Origin of the sequence: Candidatus Nitrosopumilus sediminis, assembly GCF_000299395.1 — an archaeon.
GTDB classification, from domain to species: domain Archaea; phylum Thermoproteota; class Nitrososphaeria; order Nitrososphaerales; family Nitrosopumilaceae; genus Nitrosopumilus; species Nitrosopumilus sediminis.
Genome location: NC_018656.1, coordinates 1,553,030 through 1,572,221, shown reverse-complemented (window position 1 = coordinate 1,572,221; position 19,192 = coordinate 1,553,030). Strand labels below are relative to the sequence as shown.

Here is a 19,192-nt window from a genome sequence, read left to right as displayed (position 1 = left end):
TTAAGGGAACAATCTTAAGATGATTTATTGAAAAAACTTTCAGCTTTATTATTAATTGGAATTTTTGTAACAGGCATAATTTTTGTATCATCAACGTCTGATCAATTTGTTGATGCAGGTTCTAGGAAAAAAATTCACTTTACTCAAACCATTACATCCTCCCAAGATCCAGGTCAAGGACATGAAAATCACCAACTAGCACTAATTCTATCTCCAAACATGGGAACAATCTATGATGGTTCCATGACATTTACCTCAAGTGAGCCTGTACAAATTGCAGTTTTACATGAAATCAACTCACAAGAATCAAAAGGTCAACCTATATGGACTGTAGATGGAAAAACGATTTATGGATTATCCTTAATTAATTTACAACAAAATTCAGGTTCATTTGAATTTACAGGAGCTGCTCTTGCATTGCATTCTCCAAATTCAAAAGAATTTACCACAACTGTTAGTGTTGATGGATGGATTAGAGGACAACCAACAGAAGTAATAATGCAAAAAATAGAATTACAAAAAGAAGAACCATCACAATTACTTTCAAGAACAAATGTTCCAGCTACAATTCCAATGCACAAAGGAATCTATGAAGGAAATCAAGTTCTTTACATTATAACTGATGGAAGTGATGAAGATTATGCAAAAACAATTACAGAAAAACAAAAATGGAATGTAGAACTTGCCCCTGTAATTGCAAACGTTCCAAAAAATACTCTTCAAAAATTATTTGTTTTTAAAAATGGAGTAGAAGGTGATGGACTCTATGGTTTTCAAAATGATGTATTTTCAAGTACCCCATCACAAGAATCAAAATACAGTGCTTTGAGTTCTATTGTTGAAGTTACGTGGAAAGTTGGTCAAAAAGAAATCGAGTTTAAATCTGCAGCAGATGTTATTGCAGCTGAAAAAGGTGGGAGAGTTAAATTTAATGAAACAGGTGTTGTTCTAAATACACCTCAAATCACTTGGCCAGATGGACAAATGATGATCCGTTCAGACAAGGAAATATCTGATGAAATGTCTTACAGTGGTGGTCAGATCACTGAAATTAATGAAGAAGAAATGACTGTTACTTTTGTTGCTCATAGAGGTTGGGGACCAGATGGTAGAACAATTTACTATATTGTAACTGATGCTACCCCCTCAGGACCTGCTAAATCAATGGGTGTTGTCTCATCTCCAAGTTCTGCAAATCTTATAGCACACTCAGGAGCAGTTGATCTTTTTCAATTCAAAAATGGAATCACTGGTTCTGGTCCATTAGGATTTCAGGCAGGAATTGCTGGAGCCTCGCTTGGTGATGCAAATTATAGTCCAATGTGGAGAATTTATCTTGTTGAATGGAATGATATAGAATCTGCAAAAATCTTAGAAACCAAGTCAGATATTGACTCATTTCGTGCAGATAATTTGTTATCAGTAACTATTGCAAGACCAACTAATAGTGATCATATAGTTAATTGTCCATTCATTGATCCATTTCAATAAACAATTCACTAAACGGATAAATTACTTAACAAAAAATTTCTTTTAAAATTGACTGGTAAACTCTACATTGTCGGTGTTGGACCTGGACATCATGATCATATGACGTTTCGAGCAAAACAAGTGATCGGTGAGAGTGATACAATTGTAGGATATGAAACATATGTAAATTTGGTTCAAGATCTAATTGAAGGAAAAACTGTTCATCGCTATGCTATGACACAAGAAGTTGAAAGAGCTCATCAATGTATTGATCTCGCTAAATCTGGAAAAATAGTTTCACTTGTTTCTAGTGGAGATCCTGGAATTTATGGAATGGCTGGATTAATCTATGAGACACTTGCTGAATCTGGATGGAATCCAAAAGATGATCTGCAAGTAGAAATTGTTCCAGGTGTATCTGCATTAAATTCATGTGCGTCAATTATTGGTTCCCCCTTAATGACTGATTTTGCAGTTGTTAGTATGAGTGATCTATTAGTTCCATGGGAAATAATCTCAAAAAGAGTTGAGGCAGCTGCACAAGGTGATTTTGTAATTGTAATTTACAACCCTGCAAGCAAAAAAAGAATTCATCAATTACAAGATACAAGAAAAGTTCTTTTAAAATATAGAAAACCTACTACACCAGTTGCAATAATTAAAGGTGCATTTAGAGAATCTGAAACAATTGTTATGACTGATTTAGAAAATCTACCAGATCATTCAGATCAATTAGGCATGATTAGTACTGTAATTATTGGAAATTCATCAACGTATACTTACAAAGATTTGATGATTAATCCACGAGGTTACAAATCAAAATATAATTTAGAAGAACAAACCAATCCAGATCTTAAAGTCTAAAAGCTCTTCTTTATTGCTTCACATAACTCTTCATTCAGATTTAGATTTTCTCTAATAGGGGAAATGACTTTAACTAAATAATTCCCAACAGTTTGTTTTAAATCTCCTGGATGTAATTTCTTTTCTGCAAAATCTTTTTCAAGTTGATTATAATTTGTGTATGATACATTTCCACCAAATTTTTCCGGCCTTTCGACCTTCATTTCACTAAATTCATGAAAGATTACCGTTCTTGAAATTTCAAGCAGTGGATTATTTTCAACATTTGCCTCTTCGCACCATGCCTTGCTGATTTTCTTCCTTATTTCATCATCAGTATTATGAACAAAAATACCTGAATTTGGATCTGATTTACTCATCTTTCCTAATATTTTATCGTCACTTGAGTCTGCAGGCTTTGTGAGGCCTGGTAATAATTTATGGTGAACAGCAACAGGAACCTTCCATTTCATTTTTGGAAAAATTTCTCTTACTAACATGTGTATTTTTCTTTGATCCATTCCAGCATGTGCAATATCTACATCTAAAGAATGAATATCTACTGCCTGCATCGCAGGATAGAGTAATTTAGCAACATCGATTTTTTTATCATCTTCTGATCTACCCATTATTGTTAATGTTCTCATTGTTCTTGCAATTGACATATGTTTTGTAAATTTAACAAGATCAGACCAATATTCTGTTTTTTCTTCATATAATTTTGAACCCAAAACAATTTCAGCTTCAGGACAAACTAACTTGAATGCATCTTGATAATATTTTGAAACTTTTGCAATTGTTTCCCAATCTCCTCCTAATTTGTCATTTATCAGAGTGTGCCAATCAGCAAGAAAAATTTTACATTTTACGCCAGCTTTTACGAAATCATTAATTTTGAATCCTGTGCTAATTAGACTACCAAGATGTAAAAAACCAGAAATTTCTAAACCAATATAGTGATTTGGAGATGAATTTGTTTTGAATAATTCAATTAATTCCTCTTGTGTTACAATTTCTTCTGTTGGTGGTCTTTGAATCAAATTTACTTTTTCTATAATATCCAAATCAAAACAACTTTTGAGAATAAACGTATAAAGTTATTCAAAAACTTGATTTACACTTGGAAGCTTTGAATAGAGGATATTTCTATATTTTTTATGACTCTTGAAGAAGGATTAGAATTAATTGAAAATTATAAAAAAGGTCTTGAAAAGTTTCTTGAAACATTACCAGAACAATCGGTTCAATTAGGCTCAGAAATGATCCAAACTTTGTCACTAAATTCAAAAAATGAAATCAAAAATTTAGAGGCAATTGAAAAAGCTTTAAAACGACAGCCAAAATATGAATCTGGTTTATCTGAATAACTTTTACTTACAATTCTTTTTGTGCTTTCTCAGATCTTCCGAATAATCAAATTCAGTACCACACACTCTGCATTTTTCCTTTTTTTTGTTATGAGCTTTTTCTTGATGTTTTTTTAATCTTTCAGAATCTGGAAGAACTGTACCACATTTTTTACATTTTAATTCATTTTTATTAGAACCAAATAATCCCATAAAGAAAACATTCAGACATAGTAGAAATAGTTTTTTTATAAAATTTGTCTAAAAATATACAATAAATTCAAAATTCTCATTCATCAAGGCTTTTTCTAGGTTTTATGCTAAGATAAAATGCATGAGTGCTAATGATAAATGCTGCAAGGAATACTTTGGTTGCAAAAACTAAATTCCATGGTCTATCAGGATCTGGATAAGCCACTGACAATTTATCAATATCTGGAACAATCCCATCAATGATACCTGCTGTCATTTGTGCATTTAACACTGTAAAATTGTATAATACTTCATAGAAAGTTATTATTGAAAAACTTAACAACATTAGTTGTAATAATGCCATTTTTGTACCGACAATTTTATCTCCAGCAGTTCTTCTCCATCCAATTCTTGTAACACAATACCATCCAATTATTGTAGAGAAAAATATCCATGTTGATACTCTTGCAAAATTTTCAAATGGGATTGTTGTATTGTGAATTGCTTCCCCCATAACATAAGTTCCATTTTCAATCCATTCTATCATTGTGACATATACTCCAAAAACCAATGTTGATGCCATTATGAATCCACAAATGTAGAAAATATACAGATAAACTTTGTAACCTGAATCTGATTTTTCAAGATGACGTGGTTTCATAATGCCGTTTGCCAAATTTTGAAATATAAAAATTCATGTTTCCATATTGAGATTTATAGACTAGTTATAAGCAGGAATAATGTTGAAAATTCCAATTAACATTCCTATTGTAGGTAAAGAAGAGATTACAGCAGTCACATCTATTCTAAAAAATGGCGCATTGACCTCAGCTGCAAATCAAGGTGGAAAACATGTCCAAAATTTTGAAAAATCTGTAACTTCCTTTGTAAAGTCAAAATATGCTATTGCTGTTAATTCCGGAACTGCTGCTTTACAGGCTGCACTTTATGCATTGGATATAAAAAATGGGGATGAGGTTCTAGTTCCTTCATTTACGTTTGTAGCAACAGCAAATGCAGTTGTTTCAACTGGGGCAAAACCTGTTTTTGTTGATATTTTAAAAGAAAATTATACTATAGATCCTGATGCTCTTGAAAAAAAGATTACAAAAAAAACCCGTGCAATTATTCCGGTTCATCTTTACGGTAATATAGTAAATGTAGATAGATTATCTGAAATTTCTAGAAAATATAATCTTCCAATAATTGAAGATTCTGCTCAGTCTTTAGGAAGTATGTATAAAGGAAAATACTCTGGCACTTTTTTTGATATGGGATGTTATAGCATGTATCCTGCAAAGGTTATGACATCCGGTGAAGGTGGTTTTATTGTAACTAATAGCAAAAAACTCAGAGACAAATTACTAATGATTAGAAATCATGGAATGGTCCATGGATATGATACTAAGATGTTTGGATTAAACTTACGATTACCAGAAATCAATGCTGCAATTGCAACTGTACAAATGAAAAAACTCCCAAATTTTTTAAAAATTAGAAAGCAAAATGCTGAACTACTAACAAAATTACTCTCTGATCTTAAAATTAAATTACCTACTCAAAGAAAAGATGAAAATCTAAACTGGTATCTTTATACTATTGCTGTTGAAAAACGTGATAATATTTTGAAAAAATTAAATAAAAAAGGAATAGGTGCTGCATCATACTATCCTACACCAATTCATAAAACACCATTTTACAAACAAAATACAAAACTTCCCGTTACTGATTGGGCATCTTCACATGTCCTCTCATTACCCATTCATCCAAAAGTTACTCGAAAAAATATCGAATTTATTGCTAAAACCATTCGTGATGCTTTGTGAATGTTATAGGTGAAGCAATTGGAGAACTTTGCAAGATAATTTTACCAATTAATGAGGAATACTATCTAGGAAATCCAAATTCTTCAATAGCAGTTTGTACACTTTCAAGCATGAATTTACTCAAAAATTTTGCAAATTCTGAGATTTTAAATAAAATATCCATCGTAGGACGACTACTTTCTGAAAATAAAGGAATTGATTCTATAATAAAATATGTAAACAAAAATCCTCAAGTAGACACCATCATTGTTTGTGGAAAAGAAGTTTGGGGACACAAACCTGGCCATTCTTTATTAGAATTACACAAAAATGGAATTGATCAAAAAAATCGAATAATTAATTCTACTAGTCCTGATCCATATCTTACAGTATCAAAACCAGAAATAAGATATTTTCAACACAAGATAAATCTTGTAAACTTGATTAATGAAACTAGATTTGAATTAATTTTAGAAAAATCTAGTGTTTTTTAATATCCATTTCGTTGTCTTTCGCGATTGATTTCATTTTTCTTTTTGTATTCTTTCAAAATATCATCAGGTGTTAATTTTAGCTCTAGTGATGCTTGTACAACAAAATGCCAAATATCGATTAATTCTTCTCTTGCTTCATCTTCATTAAATTCAATTGGAGTTTTCCACCATTTCCAATTTGTTGTACGTTGTAATTCAACTGCCTCATGCATAATAGCTGTACACAAAGCAGAAATTCTTCCTTCAGAATCTTTTGGATATCTATCTAATTTCATCATTTCTGAAAGACCTTTTTGGAGCTTGAATATTGTTTCCAGTCGATCTTTTTCAGATGTTTCTTGTGACAATGACAAATTAATTTGATAAATAATTGAACTTAAGTCTTTTTAGAATCGAATCATCTTTTCGTAAATCTTGACACGTTTTGCAATATCACCATTTTTAATTTTTAATAATCCATCTAAACCATATCTTTCAACTGCGAATGAACCTAAAACATTTCCATAAACTACAGCTTTTTTGATATCTGATAACTTGGTAGATTTTTTGCTAGCAAGATAACCTATCATTGCTCCAGCAAAAGAATCTCCTGCTCCAGTTGGATCTACTACATCTTCTAAGGAAAATCCTGCAGTTGGAAAAATTACATCATCGTAAAACATCAAGGAACCATGCTCACCTTTCTTAATTATGACATATTTTGCTCCCCATTGCATCATTTTTTTAGCACATTTAATCAGATTGAATTCTTTTGTTAGAAGTTTAGCTTCTTCATCATTAATTACAACTGCATCTACGGCCTTGATCATTTTAATTACTGCATCACGTTTAGTAGATATCCAAAAATCAATTGTATCACACATAGAGAATTTTACTTTATCAAATTCTTTAATTAGTGCAGTATTTTGTTCTGGATCGTTATTTGCAAGATATATGAATTGAGATTTTTTATAAGCTTCTGGCACTGTTGCTTTAAAATCTCCCAGTACATTTAATTCAGTTTTTAATGTTGATCTTGTACTTAGTGTGTTGTCATATTTACCGTCATAACGAAATGTTTTGCCTTCTTTGATAGTTAATCCTTGTAAATCAAGATATTTTGATAAAATTTTATGATGTGGTTTAGGAAAATCTTTACCAACTACTGCAATTAATCCCGTGTCTACAAAATTACTAGCTGAAATAGCTGCAAATGTAGCAGCACCACCTAAAACATTCTTTAGTGTTTTTTTTGGAGTTCTAATAGTATCTAATGCTGTAGATCCAAAAACAGTAAGCATTTGTTAAGAAATTAATTTTGATGTATAAATTCTCTTGCTTGTTCTTCTGTTGGATAGTACACAAATGGGACATCAATTGATGTAATTACCATATCGTATTTTATTACTCCTGAAATTCTCACTGATTGCGACTCATCATCTGAATTTACATCTGTATGAAATGTACCTCTAACATAACTACTATCTAATGGTTGTAAAGTAAATGACTCCAAGTTACCTTTTCCAATAATTTCATCATTAGAAATTATAAAAAATTCAGTTTCCCCAGCATTTAAAATTAATAATGAAGGATTTTCAAATTGTAATTCTATATTATAGTTTGAGCCTTTCTCATTTTCATTTAATAATTCACTTTGATTAATACTAACCCTGATCTGTGAAGCAGATGCATATTGTGAATAACCAAAAATACTCATGCCTAATACAAACAGAACAACTATGCCTGCTTTTTTAGATGATTTCATGACTAGTTTTAACATGTTTACATTTTAACTAAAAACGAAAAAAATCCCAATAAATTGTGTAAAAGTTTTGATCTAATCTTAAACCTCCTTAGAGCTAACAGAATAAATCAAAATTATATGACAATTTAGCGTTGGCTAGAATTAAACTGAAAATAGGGGAAAATGAAATTGAGGTTGATTCTAGAGATTTTTATGTTGATAATCAAACATTAGGCGAAATCATTGATGATATTTCTAATCATTTACCTGATAATCAAGCCAAAATTGTGTATGAAGCAGAAGATATCCAAAAACCAACCCAAGTTGAACAATCAACAGAGTCATTTGGTTTAGAATATCTTGATGATGCTGAAGCTTATGAACCAGAATTTAACGAACCAAAATACATAGCTTCTCATGAAATTAAATCAAAATTAAGAATTTTAGAAACAAGTAGATTCTTTGATTCACCAAGAACAGTAACTGAAACTGTTCAACAACTTAGAGAATATGGTTGGGCTACTAGTCCTTTGGATGTATCAAAAGCATTAGCAAAAATGGCATCTAACAAAGAAATTTTGAAAAACCACAATGAAAATAGAACTCATTATTTTGTCCAAGAATCATTAATAGCTAACTAGAAGAATAACTACACTTTTCACATGTGAGAAAAACTTCTCCATCCAAATGATCGAAATGTGTATTACATTTTTTACATGTGTGATGCATATCATAATATCCATCTTTCTCTATCTCTCCAATTCTATTTGATTCCAAATCTGTGCTTTTACACTTTATACAATGACAACCACATTCAATTTTCATGACTATTCTCCGATAATCTATGTATACTTGAATTGACTATACAAATCATTGGAAAAGAAAAGAGAGATCCCAATAGAAATTGACGAACATTTCAAACTCTTTGGAAAAGAACCATGGGAAGTAGATTATGGTGAAAAATGTGTTATTTGTAATGTAAGGATTGATGAATATGGTTTTTGTTCTTGTGGATCTAGCGGAGATTGACTTTTCTTAGTTATACAACAGTCACAATAATAAAAATTGTTTAACACTTTCCAATTCCAAAGAAGGCAAGAAACCACTCCCACCATCCACATTCTACAGTATTACTTGGTTCAGAAATTACAGTAGTGCCTATTATTGAAATTTCACCAGTGGTATCTGGTTTCATATTAATCCAAACATGAGTTCCATTGTTAATATATTCATGAAAGAAAATTTTTTCATTATTTAAAAATACATCATAAGTTTCAGATGATAATTCTATAGGAATTATAGTAGTTACAAATCGATTTGCATCATTTATTTTGAAACTAATTTCTTTATTTGATTTATTAAAATCAAAATTTTCTGTCTCTGCAAATGTTCTTATCTCGATTACAAATTCTATATTTTTCCAATTAACATATTCAATCTTTTTTGGCTCACCAACTGAATATTCCAAAATCATTTGACAACCATGACAAGAAATTCCTTTTTTATCATCTAAGAAAACCGGTCGATCATTAACATGAATTAAATCAATTTCTTGAGGAATAAAAAAAGTCGTTGTTTGAAGATATCTAAAATCCCAAGTCCACACTTTATCTATTTCCGTAAGTACATTTTCAAGATCATACTCAATGATTAATTTTTCCTTAGATGGTTGAAGTAATACAACATTGTCTTCATTCATTGAAAATAGCTCATCTATTCCTTGTTCATTTGTTACTGAAATATTTGAAACAGTTCCATCAATCAACTTAAGATCTACTGGAAAATTTGATGAACTTACTACATGTTTGACATGAACTTCTCCATCTGAATTAATCGTAACTTCGATTGATTTTTGTTCAGCAATTTCACCTATTGAAATTTGAGCGTAAGCTAAGGGAATTAACGATATTGTAATTAAAATCCCTAAAATCCCAAAAATCTTCGTATTCATCTATTCCACAGTAACACGAATCATTGATGCTTTTTCTAATGGACAATCATTGCCATCTCTATCAAGATTTACAATTTTGTCTGCAACATCCATTCCTTGGGTCACTTCGCCAAATACAGTATACTGTCTATCTAAAAATGCACTATCAGAAGTAACAATAAAAAATTGTGAACCTGCACTATCTGGATCTTGCGATCTAGCCATAGAAACTATGCCTCGCAAATGTGATCTTGAATTAAATTCAGCCTTGATATTATATCCTGGTCCTCCCATTCCCCATGAACCTTTGTTGTCTGTTTTTGTATTAGGATCGCCTCCTTGAATCATAAATCCTGGGATGACTCTATGGAAAAGTGTTCCATCATAAAATCCATCTTTAGCTAATTTCTCAAAATTTCTTACAGTTTCTGGAGCTAATTCAGGAAGAAGCTTAAATGAAATGTTTCCCAAATTGGTTTCAATATTGACTGTAGCCATTAGGATGAATCTGCAAATACATCTTAATAGTCTTTTGCGAAAATGGCTTTGAAAATTCTTTCATATATTTTAACAATATTGAAAAATCCATAATGATTAGTACGTTTTTCGTTAGAAAATTTATTGTTGTAGACTTTAGAAATTTCTAATTAATAATTACATGAAAAATCTGAATTAAAAAGATGTGACAATTTTGGAATTTCAAAAGTTATAGTCTTATATAGAACAATTAAAATCTAGAATTCGTTGAATCGTACAAACCAAAGCACGATAATTAAAGAAGCGATTAATTCTTATCTTGACAAAGGGGTAACCGACAAGCAGGATATCTATACCAAAGTAGTTGATGAACTTGGTGTTCCAAGACCAACCGTAAGAAGAGTTGCAAGAGATCTAAGAACCGAACTGTTGCAAAAAATCCAAATCTTACAATCAGATATGCCAAAAGCAACTACCCCTGAAGAAGACGAATAAATTCGGCTCTTTTTTCTTTTTAATTATATTATTTTATGATTTTTAGCATTACTGTTATAAATAATGAAATTTTCAAACAATTATGGGATACCTAGGTAACCATTTAGCAACAATAGTAACTGGAGTCTTTGCAGCAATATTGACAGCGCTATGGCCTTACTTTGTTGACTTTGCGCCAATACTAAATTTTGTCTTCATTATGGCGGTTCCAATTACATGGTTCTTGACTTTCACATGCTGGATCTCTCAAAAAAGTACCGATTACATGCATAAACACGCTCCATCACACTCTGAAAAAAAAAGCTTGAGTAATAGCCAAACTATTCAAACTACAACAAATTCGCAAGTAAATCTTTTGGAAATCAAACAAGTTCAAAATGAATTATTACTTGAACTAAACAATGTAAAAGAATCAGTTAAACTCAAAGATAGTGAAATTGAAAGATTAAACCAAGAAATTTCTAATCTTGAAACTCTTGTACAAATTGAATCACTAAAGACTGAACTAGCTAATCTCAAAATGCTAGCTTCCGGAAAAAAAACTAAGAGCAAATAGATCTAATCTTTACAGTGACAACAAACTTCCCCATGATTATTCTTACAACCAGGACAACTGACAGCTCCACCAAAATGGCATTTACATGAACACAATTCAGTTGGATCTTTTTTTTCGTTCAATTATATAATCTCTAATTGATGTTAGTATTTGACTTTTATACGTTAAACAATCATGAATTATAGTAATTATAATTCCAAATTTAGAACTAAATCTATGAAAGGAAATTTTTTAAAAGCATTTGGAAACTAATTTGATTTAAAAATTTTCAAAAATGAATATTAATACCACTTAACCCACAAAATAAACAATCCCAAAAAATAATTTTCAAATAATTCCAAATTCATTCTCAAAATAGACATTCAAAAACATAATGAATTTTTGTATATGTTAATTGAAGAAATAATACAAAATAACTCTTTCAATGAAAATGTATTATTCAAATTTTTACAATGATGAATTTGATTAAAAGATTATCACTCAATTGACTTTTGAATAATTGGTAATGACAAAATTTTTTGCGTATTAATTTTGAATATTTAATTTAAGGTCAAATCAAGGCTAATTTTGATGCTAAAAGTTATGTAAAATATTCAGTTCATTTTGAGGCTAATCTTTATGCAATTTAGAAGCAATCTCTAAAGTTTCATCTACCATTTCTTTTAGTCTATTTTGTACATCTTTATCTGTAACAGAATTTTCAGATACAGATTCAGTAGTTAGGAAAACAGCTTTTGGATTTGCTATTACTCTAAAATATGATAGCAATTGGGTGATCAATGTCTGAACGTTTACAAAACCAACATTTCCAGCAGCTAAAATTGTAATTCCCGCAACCTTTCCTGGAGTTTTTTTATAATCGATATATTCAAACAGATTTTTTAACGCTGAACTAAAAAATGAATTATAAATTGGTGATCCAATTAACCATACATCTGCATCCATAATGTCACTTGCAGCAGTTTTTGTTGCTTCATTATATTCTACATCTGGTCCTCTGTAATATTCTATTAGACCTTCTGAAAGATTAATGAATTTCGTATCTTGATTTTTTGATTTAGTGTATTCAAAAACATATTTCATTATAACTTGCGTATTTGCATTTTTTCTTGGACTGCCAGAAATAACAACTATTTTCATATCATCAACCATTTGTCTTTGTATTTAAATTTCTAAGAATTTTTGAAATTAAGCGGGCTTGGAGGGCTTCGATCCCTCGACCTGTAACTTAGGAGGCTACTGCGCTATCCATGTTGCGCGTCAAATTGACTCTGCGCTACAAGCCCAGCAAAAAAAAACATTCTTAATTATTTAAGCGTAATCAAGGTTATCTTTGATCATGTTTTGAATTTTTTTCCAATCTTTATTTTCTTTATCATTCCATTTTTCAAAAAATACTACATCTTTTAATTCTAGTCTTGGTAACCAACCTTTAGTCTCAAGATCTGGTTTCTCTGCAAATTCATCAACATATCCTAAACACAAATACGCTACAGGTATAACGTGCTCTGGTAAATCTAAAGTTTCTTTTAATGTTTCATTTGATAAAATGCTTACCCATCCAAGACCTACTCCTTCTGTTCTAGCTGATAACCACAAATTCTGAATTGCACAACATACACTATAAAGACCAGCTTCTGGAATGCTTGATCTACCAATTACAAACGGTCCAAATTTTGTAGGATCATATGTTACACAAAGATTGACTGGAGATTCCAAAATTCCTTCTAACTTGAATGAAAGATATTTTGATCTCTTTGGTTCTTCGACTAATTGAGATGAACGATTTTTTTCTTCCTCAAATGATTCTTTTATTTTCTTTTTTGTATCAGGATCTTTTATCAAAATAAAATTCCATGGTTGAGAAAATCCCACTGATGGTGCATGATGTGCAGCATTAAGAATTTTTGATAAAATATCATCTTCTATTGATTTTGAGGTAAAGTGAGATCTTACATCTCTTCTTGAGTAAATTGCCTTATAGAATCCTCTTTTTTCTTCATCAGTAAAATTTTCTGTCATCTATTTTGTACCCTCTTTCTTTCTTTTGTTAAACGTTAATAATGTCAATTATTTGATTTATTTTTCAATGGGCCTGTAGTCTAGCTGGTTAGGATACCGCCTCGACATGGCGGTGATCATGAGTTCGAATCTCATTAGGCCCACTTTTTAATTAATAACCTGTCTTGAAATCTATATCAGCTTCACTCCATGAAGTCTGAGTGGTGATTTTTCCTTCAGCAGAAAAACTAACAATTTTTTCATTTATTGCATCTTCATAAAGTTCTGAATTTACTTCAGATTTGCTTAATACGAATATGTTTTTCAGAGGAATCTCTGCCCCTGAATAAAATATTGCTCTTCCAGGCAGAGAAATATCTACTGTAGAATACTGTCCTTTTCCTAACAATTTTTCATCTCCATACAATTGATAATCAATAAGTGAAACTGTCAAGGTTTTGTCACTTGGGTTTTTTACTAGAAATGTAACATCAAATTTTGCTTGATTGTTTTCTGAATTAACTTCTTTTAATTTCACACTTGTTAATTCAATTTCAACTTGTTCAAGTCCTACATTATCTAAACTAGCATAGAAAACAATTCCCCCCATTAAAGCAAATACTCCAGCTATTGCTAGATAAACTGTCATTTTACTTTGAAGTGCCATTTCATTGATTTGAGATTTGTACAACTAAAAAAGGTTGTCAAGATGCAAATACATAATATTTGATTCAAAAGATCCTAAACTATGGCTGCAATAGAACAAGCAATTATCACTTGGATTCATCTTGTTGCAGCTTCGATATGGGTAGGTGGATCTTTATTCATTGGAATTGTATTTTCCCCTCTTTTGAAAACTATGACAAATTCTATTGAAGAAAGAATGCAAATAATGATTCGTGTTGGAAGACGATTCAACAAAATTGCTGTCCCGTCATTAATTATTCTGATGGTAACAGGATTGTATACTTCGCATGTTTTACTTAGTAAACCTGAACTTCTTATTTCAACAAGCTATGGAACATTTTTAATCATTAAAATTATTCTTGTAATTGCATTAATTATTACATATGCTGTTCATGTAAGAGTAATTCGTAAAGACATAGAAGAAAAAATTATGTCCAATCAAATGCCCGAGTCAGAAATTCAAAAATTAAGAAAAAAAATCATTATACTCGGAGAGATTACAGTAGTTTTGTCTATTGCGATACTATTTTTTGCATCATTACTTGATGCTGGAGTTTGAAATTCCCTCAATAATCACTTCATATCCATAACTTGTTTTTCCAATACCGTATTTACAGCCGGTAATTTTTGATGTAACAAACAAATTTGTTTCTAAATGTTTTGTAATTTCTTTTACTTGAAAAATCGTTTTTCCATTACCTAAACTTGCTGGAACAACTATCATATCTGCCAAATTATCATCTATTGAATAACCTTCAATAAATTTATCAAGATCCAAATCAAAATTATGTGTTTTTTTATTATACAATCCGTCCAATCCTATTATTGAATTATCATCAACACTATAGATTAACAATGATGCACCTGAATCTAATGCCTCTTCTGATTTAATTTCTACATCTACAATAAAATTTGCAACGTCTAACTTCTTTACAATTTCATTTACTTTACTCTCAATTTCTTCTCTAAGTAATTTTGAAAATGAACAAATTAATTTTATGTTATTTGTTTTTCTTTTTGAAAATATTATTGAATTTACGTTAGATGGATTTATTTGTAAATTGATTTTTCCACCCCCTTTTGGATAATAACCACGTTTACATAATTCAAATGAAAATTTTATTCCCATTCTTGAATATGCTTCTCTTAAAACATGTTGAGTATAATCAATAGTTGGACTCCAAAGAACATCTGTACCTCCTTTAATTTTTAAATTAAGTTTTTTTCGTGAAACTGCAACTACTGGAATTAGAACTTGTAAAATCAATGGGATGCTTCCAGCGGTACCAACATCTGCCTCTAAATCCAAATCTTCAAGATTGCCTGGAATGAATTTTAATTCTGTTGATCCAAGATTTGCTCCAACAACTTTAGCATTTGCAATTTTTTGAAGTAAAGTAATTGCTGTAAGATGTTGCGGTTTTAATCCAGGAATTTTTCTATTCTTTCTAATATTTTCTAAATGAATTGCTTGTTTTGTAATACATGAGAGTGCTATTGCTGAACGAATAATTTGTCCACCCCCCTCACCATGTGCTCCATTAATTTTTAAAAAATCCATATTTTTTCCTAATATCTGCTCTTTATGATAGTTTTTTAAAAAGAAATTTTCTATGGTTAGTATGAATGGTTTGTTGATAGGTAGATTCCAACCTTTTCATCTAGGTCATCTTAAAGCATTAGAATTTGCATTAACAAAAGTTGATAAATTATGGATCGGCTTGGGCAGTTCCAATAAACCTATTGAAAAAAACAATCCATTCACTGCTGAACAACGAAAAGAAATGATTCTATCTTCAATTGATGATTCAATGAAAAAGAGAATTTCAATTTACTTTATTCCTGATGTGGATAATCATATGAGATGGATTGAAAAAATAGATACCATTGTACCAAAATTTGATATAATTTTTTCAAACGACGAATTAACAAAGCATCTTTATTCAAAAAGAAATATTCAGGTTCTTTCTATTCCATTTTTGAATAGAAAATCATTATCTGGAACTAATATACGCGATCTAATTATCAGCGATCAAAAATGGGACGATCTTGTACCTGCTGGAACTAGAAATTTTTTAAAAAATTTTGATGCTAAAGAACATTTGAAAAATCTCTAATTATAAATAAACCCCATAACGAACTGTGATAGATAACATATGGAATATCTTTCAATGCTTCCTGGTCCAACAAATGTACCTAACAGAGTTATGAGGGCAATGCTTGCACCTATGATTAATCATAGAAGTGACGATTTTGTAGAATTATACACTGATGTAGTTGCAAAAACACAGCAAGTATTTGAAACGCAAAACGATATTGTAGCATTGTCTGCATCTGGAACTGGTGCAGTAGAAGCAGGTGTTGTAAATTTAGTTAAAAAAGGCGATAAAATCATTATGCCTGTAAATGGCGAATTTAGTAATAGATTATCACAATTAATCGAAGGTCAGGGTGGCAATGTTGTAAAACTTGAAACACCTCCTGGAGAAAATGCAACTTTTGATCAAGTAAAAGAAGCATTTGATAACAATAAAGATGTTAAAGCATTCTATGTTGTTCACAATGAAACCTCAACAGGAACAATGGTAAATTATCTTGATAAAGTATCTGACTTAACTTCAAGAAATGATGCTTTCTACGTAGTAGATTCAGTTTCACTACTTGGTGGCGCTCCACTTCCAGTTGATAAATGGAATATTGATGTATGTATGACCGGTGCACAAAAAGCAATAGCTGCCCCTCCCGGAATTTCACCAATTTCTGTAAGTGCTAAAGCTAAAAAATACATGATTGAAAACCCACCATCTACAATGTATTTCAATTTAGCAAGATACTTCAAATATTATGATGAGGAAAAGCATACTCCTTTCACACCAGCACTTCCATTGCTTTATGCATACAGAGAAGCGTTATCTATAATGTTAGAAGAAGGATTACAAAATGTCTTTAAACGTCATAAAGTTTGTTCAGATGCATTATACTCTGGATTAAGTGCAATGGGCCTATCTCCATTTGCAAAAGAAGAAGATCGTTCAATCTCAATCGTAGCATTAAATTATTTAGATGGACTTGAAGACAAAACTTTCAGAAGTACATTAGCTGACAAATTCAAAGTTTTAGTTGCTGGTGGCTTTGGGAATCTTAAAGGTAAAGTATTCAGAGTTGGATGTATGGGAGAAGTTAGTCCATATCATGTAATGAGAACTATTTCTGCAATTTCAGCTACATTATCAATGATGGGATATGATACTGATGCTCAAGCAGGACTCAAAACTGCACAAGAAAAACTAAAAGCTCTCTAAACCCTGTTAACTTAATATAAGGAAATTCGAGACCGATCACATTGACATTTGATAAAGGATCATTAATTTTAGTTGATTATACTGCAAGAGTAAAAGATACTGAAGAGATTTTTGATACCACTATTGAAGAAGATGCAAAAAAACATTCTATTCATGAGCAAAATGTCAAGTATCAACCTAAACTAGTTTCTATTGGAGAAGTTTCATACCCTGTACTAAAAGGACTTGATGAAGCTCTTGCAAAAACATCAGTAGGTGATAAACTCACAGTAGAAGTAACACCAGACAAAGGTTTCGGTGAAAGAGATTCTGGAAAAGTTAGAATGATTCCTATTAGAAAATTAGGAGAAGATGCAGAAAAAGTAACAGTTGGTGATACAATTGAAGTTGATAATAAAAGAGGAATTATTCGATTTATCGGTTCTGGTAGAGTTCAAATAGATTACAATCATAGATATGCTGGAAAAACAATTCTGTTTGATGTCAATGTCATCAAATCACTTGATTCTCCAAGTGATAAAATAGATGGAATTCTAAAAAATAGACTACCAGTTGAAGACACAAAAATTTCATTTGACTTGAAGGATAAAGAAGTAAGCATCACAATTCCTGAAGAAATTTTACGTGCTGATGGATTACAAATCATGAAACACTTTATTCAATTAGACATCTTCAAATTTGTCCCAACCTTAGAAAAAGTGAGTTTTGTTGAAACACATATCAACAAACAAGCTCAGACAAAGAAACCTGAAACAAAAGAAAAAGCTCCTGAACAAAAAACTGCTTAAATTACTTTAGTGCTCTTTGCAAGATTTTTAGCTCTTCTTTCTGTCATCTCTATTTCTTTTAGAATTGTATATCTTTCTGGTCGTAAATCTTGTGCAATCATTAGTGCATCGACTATTTGATCTTCACTCAAACCAATTTGTTTTGCAGTAGTTGGAGCTCCTACGTCTTTTAATGTCTTTACGATCTTTTTCCAATCTTGTCCTTGAAGTTTTGTAATCATAATTGCACCTAATCCACATTTTTCACCATGTAACCCTTTACCTGGTGCAATTTTGTCTAATGCATGTGAAAAAAGATGTTCAGCACCAGAACATGGTCTACTACTTCCAGCAATACATGATGCAACTCCTGCACTAATCAGAGCTTCAACTATTACTCTAGCATCTAGACCTTTCTTAGCATATTGACTAGATTTTTCCATAACTATTTCTGCACTCATTATTGCTAAATTGGCTGAATATCTTCCGTAATATTCCCCTGTTTTATCTCGTCCTAATTTCCAATCTTTAACAGCACTGATATTTGCTACCAAATCTCCACATCCGCTTGCAAGTAATCTTGATGGTGCTTTTTTGATGATGTCAATATCTACAAAAACACCTAGAGGCGCAGTAGCAATAATCGAATGAGGTTTATCACTTTTTATTGAAACGAATGGACTAGCTATTCCATCATGTGAAGCTGCCGTAGGTACACTAACAAATGGAATATCTAAATTAAAAGCAACCATTTTTGCTGTATCTACAGAACGACCACCTCCTATTCCTGCAATTATATCACTGTGGTCTTTTTTTACATCAATCTGGATTTTTTTTAGACTGTTAAACTGATTATCTTTTGCTGTATGCCAAACAAATTTGATTTTTTTACTCTTTAATGATTTCTCAATTTTTTGTTTAAGAATTTTTTTTACATGAATTCCTGAAATTAATGACACTTTCTTAGGTTTAGTCAAACTTTGAAGAAAATCTGCAAATTCATTGATATTCTTTTCACCTACAACAATTTGTCTAGGTAATTCCATCGTGTGTGAATCCATGCGATCTTGATTTTTTCTCATTATTTATGATTTCAAGGGATCA

At 31.1% G+C, this 19,192-nt stretch carries 26 protein-coding genes and 2 tRNA genes; 14 read left to right on the top strand and 14 right to left on the bottom strand.

Features of this window, described 5'->3' with window-relative positions; all coding sequences use genetic code 11:
* Positions 1-27 precede the first annotated feature (27 nt).
* Entirely contained in the window at positions 28-1,491 is a 1,464-nt protein-coding gene (locus NSED_RS09370) for a DUF7482 domain-containing protein (protein WP_014966022.1), read from the top strand.
* A 48-nt stretch (positions 1,492-1,539) separates the two neighbouring features.
* The gene (cobJ, locus tag NSED_RS09365) at positions 1,540-2,334 is read left to right on the top strand and encodes a precorrin-3B C(17)-methyltransferase (RefSeq protein WP_014966021.1); all 795 of its coding nucleotides are present in this window, start codon (positions 1,540-1,542) and stop codon (positions 2,332-2,334) included.
* Here the strand turns inward: cobJ and NSED_RS09360 are convergent.
* On the bottom strand, positions 2,331-3,377 hold the full coding sequence (locus tag NSED_RS09360) for a tyrosine--tRNA ligase (protein WP_014966020.1): 1,047 nt from the start codon (positions 3,375-3,377) through the stop codon (positions 2,331-2,333). The two genes, cobJ and NSED_RS09360, sit on opposite strands and share 4 nt — an antisense overlap.
* Positions 3,378-3,470: 93 nt before the next feature.
* On the opposite strand from NSED_RS09360, the gene NSED_RS09355 reads away from it, so the two are divergent.
* Positions 3,471-3,680 carry a hypothetical protein gene (locus NSED_RS09355; RefSeq protein WP_014966019.1) on the top strand — a complete coding sequence of 70 codons (210 nt, stop codon included), beginning with the start codon at positions 3,471-3,473 and terminating at the stop codon, positions 3,678-3,680.
* Between the two features lie 3 nt (positions 3,681-3,683).
* On the opposite strand, the gene NSED_RS09350 is transcribed toward NSED_RS09355, so the two are convergent.
* On the bottom strand, positions 3,684-3,872 hold the full coding sequence (locus NSED_RS09350) for a C2H2-type zinc finger protein (RefSeq protein ID WP_014966018.1): 189 nt from the start codon (positions 3,870-3,872) through the stop codon (positions 3,684-3,686).
* Between the two features lie 76 nt (positions 3,873-3,948).
* Positions 3,949-4,512: a hypothetical protein gene (locus NSED_RS09345; protein ID WP_016940123.1), complete on the bottom strand. Its 564-nt coding sequence runs from the start codon at positions 4,510-4,512 to the stop codon at positions 3,949-3,951.
* Between the two features lie 79 nt (positions 4,513-4,591).
* On the opposite strand from NSED_RS09345, the gene NSED_RS09340 reads away from it, so the two are divergent.
* Both NSED_RS09340 and NSED_RS09335 read left to right on the top strand, forming a co-directional pair.
* Positions 4,592-5,677: a DegT/DnrJ/EryC1/StrS family aminotransferase gene (locus tag NSED_RS09340; protein WP_014966016.1), complete on the top strand. Its 1,086-nt coding sequence runs from the start codon at positions 4,592-4,594 to the stop codon at positions 5,675-5,677.
* Positions 5,674-6,150, top strand: coding sequence for a tetrahydromethanopterin S-methyltransferase subunit A (locus tag NSED_RS09335; RefSeq protein ID WP_014966015.1), 477 nt, complete (start codon positions 5,674-5,676; stop codon positions 6,148-6,150). Before NSED_RS09340 ends, NSED_RS09335 begins: the two co-directional genes overlap by 4 nt.
* Here the strand turns inward: NSED_RS09335 and NSED_RS09330 are convergent.
* Genes NSED_RS09330 through NSED_RS09320 form a run of 3 tightly spaced genes read right to left on the bottom strand, consistent with a single transcriptional unit; the run spans position 6,147 to position 7,909 of the window.
* The gene (locus tag NSED_RS09330; RefSeq protein ID WP_026090053.1) at positions 6,147-6,497 is read right to left on the bottom strand and encodes a dUTPase; all 351 of its coding nucleotides are present in this window, start codon (positions 6,495-6,497) and stop codon (positions 6,147-6,149) included. The two genes, NSED_RS09335 and NSED_RS09330, sit on opposite strands and share 4 nt — an antisense overlap.
* Positions 6,498-6,536: 39 nt before the next feature.
* Positions 6,537-7,430 carry a PfkB family carbohydrate kinase gene (locus tag NSED_RS09325; RefSeq protein WP_014966013.1) on the bottom strand — a complete coding sequence of 298 codons (894 nt, stop codon included), beginning with the start codon at positions 7,428-7,430 and terminating at the stop codon, positions 6,537-6,539.
* Between the two features lie 11 nt (positions 7,431-7,441).
* The gene (locus NSED_RS09320) at positions 7,442-7,909 is read right to left on the bottom strand and encodes a hypothetical protein (protein ID WP_014966012.1); all 468 of its coding nucleotides are present in this window, start codon (positions 7,907-7,909) and stop codon (positions 7,442-7,444) included.
* A gap of 116 nt (positions 7,910-8,025) precedes the next feature.
* Here NSED_RS09320 and NSED_RS09315 point away from each other — a divergent pair, with 116 nt between their 5' ends.
* Complete coding sequence (locus NSED_RS09315) at positions 8,026-8,514, top strand: hypothetical protein (protein ID WP_014966011.1); 489 nt, start codon at positions 8,026-8,028, stop codon at positions 8,512-8,514.
* Between the two features lie 232 nt (positions 8,515-8,746).
* The gene (locus tag NSED_RS10645; RefSeq protein WP_014966009.1) at positions 8,747-8,902 is read left to right on the top strand and encodes a hypothetical protein; all 156 of its coding nucleotides are present in this window, start codon (positions 8,747-8,749) and stop codon (positions 8,900-8,902) included.
* Between the two features lie 40 nt (positions 8,903-8,942).
* Here the strand turns inward: NSED_RS10645 and NSED_RS09305 are convergent, their stop codons facing one another.
* Both NSED_RS09305 and NSED_RS09300 read right to left on the bottom strand, forming a co-directional pair.
* Positions 8,943-9,824, bottom strand: coding sequence for a hypothetical protein (locus NSED_RS09305; protein WP_014966008.1), 882 nt, complete (start codon positions 9,822-9,824; stop codon positions 8,943-8,945).
* On the bottom strand, positions 9,825-10,301 hold the full coding sequence (locus tag NSED_RS09300) for a peptidylprolyl isomerase (protein WP_014966007.1): 477 nt from the start codon (positions 10,299-10,301) through the stop codon (positions 9,825-9,827).
* A gap of 246 nt (positions 10,302-10,547) precedes the next feature.
* Here NSED_RS09300 and NSED_RS09295 point away from each other — a divergent pair, with 246 nt between their 5' ends.
* Entirely contained in the window at positions 10,548-10,775 is a 228-nt protein-coding gene (locus NSED_RS09295) for a hypothetical protein (RefSeq protein WP_014966006.1), read from the top strand.
* 82 nt (positions 10,776-10,857) lie between these two features.
* Complete coding sequence (locus tag NSED_RS09290; RefSeq protein ID WP_014966005.1) at positions 10,858-11,331, top strand: hypothetical protein; 474 nt, start codon at positions 10,858-10,860, stop codon at positions 11,329-11,331.
* 609 nt (positions 11,332-11,940) lie between these two features.
* Here the strand turns inward: NSED_RS09290 and NSED_RS09285 are convergent.
* The 3 genes from NSED_RS09285 to bluB all read right to left on the bottom strand — a co-directional run bounded on the left by NSED_RS09285 (position 11,941) and on the right by bluB (position 13,353).
* Positions 11,941-12,471 carry an NADPH-dependent FMN reductase gene (locus tag NSED_RS09285; protein WP_026090051.1) on the bottom strand — a complete coding sequence of 177 codons (531 nt, stop codon included), beginning with the start codon at positions 12,469-12,471 and terminating at the stop codon, positions 11,941-11,943.
* A 53-nt stretch (positions 12,472-12,524) separates the two neighbouring features.
* Positions 12,525-12,617 (bottom strand) — tRNA-Arg (locus NSED_RS10370).
* Between the two features lie 25 nt (positions 12,618-12,642).
* Complete coding sequence (gene bluB, locus NSED_RS09280) at positions 12,643-13,353, bottom strand: 5,6-dimethylbenzimidazole synthase (RefSeq protein ID WP_014966003.1); 711 nt, start codon at positions 13,351-13,353, stop codon at positions 12,643-12,645.
* A gap of 69 nt (positions 13,354-13,422) precedes the next feature.
* Here bluB and NSED_RS09275 point away from each other — a divergent pair.
* Positions 13,423-13,496 (top strand) — tRNA-Val (locus NSED_RS09275).
* Positions 13,497-13,504: 8 nt separating this feature from the next.
* Here the strand turns inward: NSED_RS09275 and NSED_RS09270 are convergent.
* Entirely contained in the window at positions 13,505-13,999 is a 495-nt protein-coding gene (locus NSED_RS09270) for a hypothetical protein (protein WP_232212332.1), read from the bottom strand.
* Between the two features lie 81 nt (positions 14,000-14,080).
* Between NSED_RS09270 and NSED_RS09265 the strand changes: the two genes are divergently transcribed.
* On the top strand, positions 14,081-14,578 hold the full coding sequence (locus NSED_RS09265; protein WP_014966001.1) for a CopD family protein: 498 nt from the start codon (positions 14,081-14,083) through the stop codon (positions 14,576-14,578).
* Here NSED_RS09265 and rtcA read toward each other — a convergent pair.
* Positions 14,558-15,580, bottom strand: a complete 1,023-nt coding sequence (rtcA, locus tag NSED_RS09260) for an RNA 3'-terminal phosphate cyclase (RefSeq protein ID WP_014966000.1) — start codon at positions 15,578-15,580, stop codon at positions 14,558-14,560. The two genes, NSED_RS09265 and rtcA, sit on opposite strands and share 21 nt — an antisense overlap.
* A gap of 61 nt (positions 15,581-15,641) precedes the next feature.
* Between rtcA and NSED_RS09255 the strand changes: the two genes are divergently transcribed.
* The 3 genes from NSED_RS09255 to NSED_RS09245 are packed head-to-tail and all read left to right on the top strand — an operon-like array spanning position 15,642 to position 18,109.
* Positions 15,642-16,136, top strand: coding sequence for a nicotinamide-nucleotide adenylyltransferase (locus tag NSED_RS09255; protein WP_014965999.1), 495 nt, complete (start codon positions 15,642-15,644; stop codon positions 16,134-16,136).
* A 39-nt stretch (positions 16,137-16,175) separates the two neighbouring features.
* Positions 16,176-17,321, top strand: a complete 1,146-nt coding sequence (locus NSED_RS09250; RefSeq protein WP_014965998.1) for a pyridoxal-phosphate-dependent aminotransferase family protein — start codon at positions 16,176-16,178, stop codon at positions 17,319-17,321.
* Between the two features lie 41 nt (positions 17,322-17,362).
* Positions 17,363-18,109 carry a peptidylprolyl isomerase gene (locus tag NSED_RS09245; protein WP_014965997.1) on the top strand — a complete coding sequence of 249 codons (747 nt, stop codon included), beginning with the start codon at positions 17,363-17,365 and terminating at the stop codon, positions 18,107-18,109.
* On the opposite strand, the gene NSED_RS09240 is transcribed toward NSED_RS09245, so the two are convergent.
* Entirely contained in the window at positions 18,106-19,170 is a 1,065-nt protein-coding gene (locus tag NSED_RS09240) for a sn-glycerol-1-phosphate dehydrogenase (protein WP_014965996.1), read from the bottom strand. The genes NSED_RS09245 and NSED_RS09240 overlap by 4 nt on opposite strands.
* Positions 19,171-19,192: the final 22 nt, after the last annotated feature.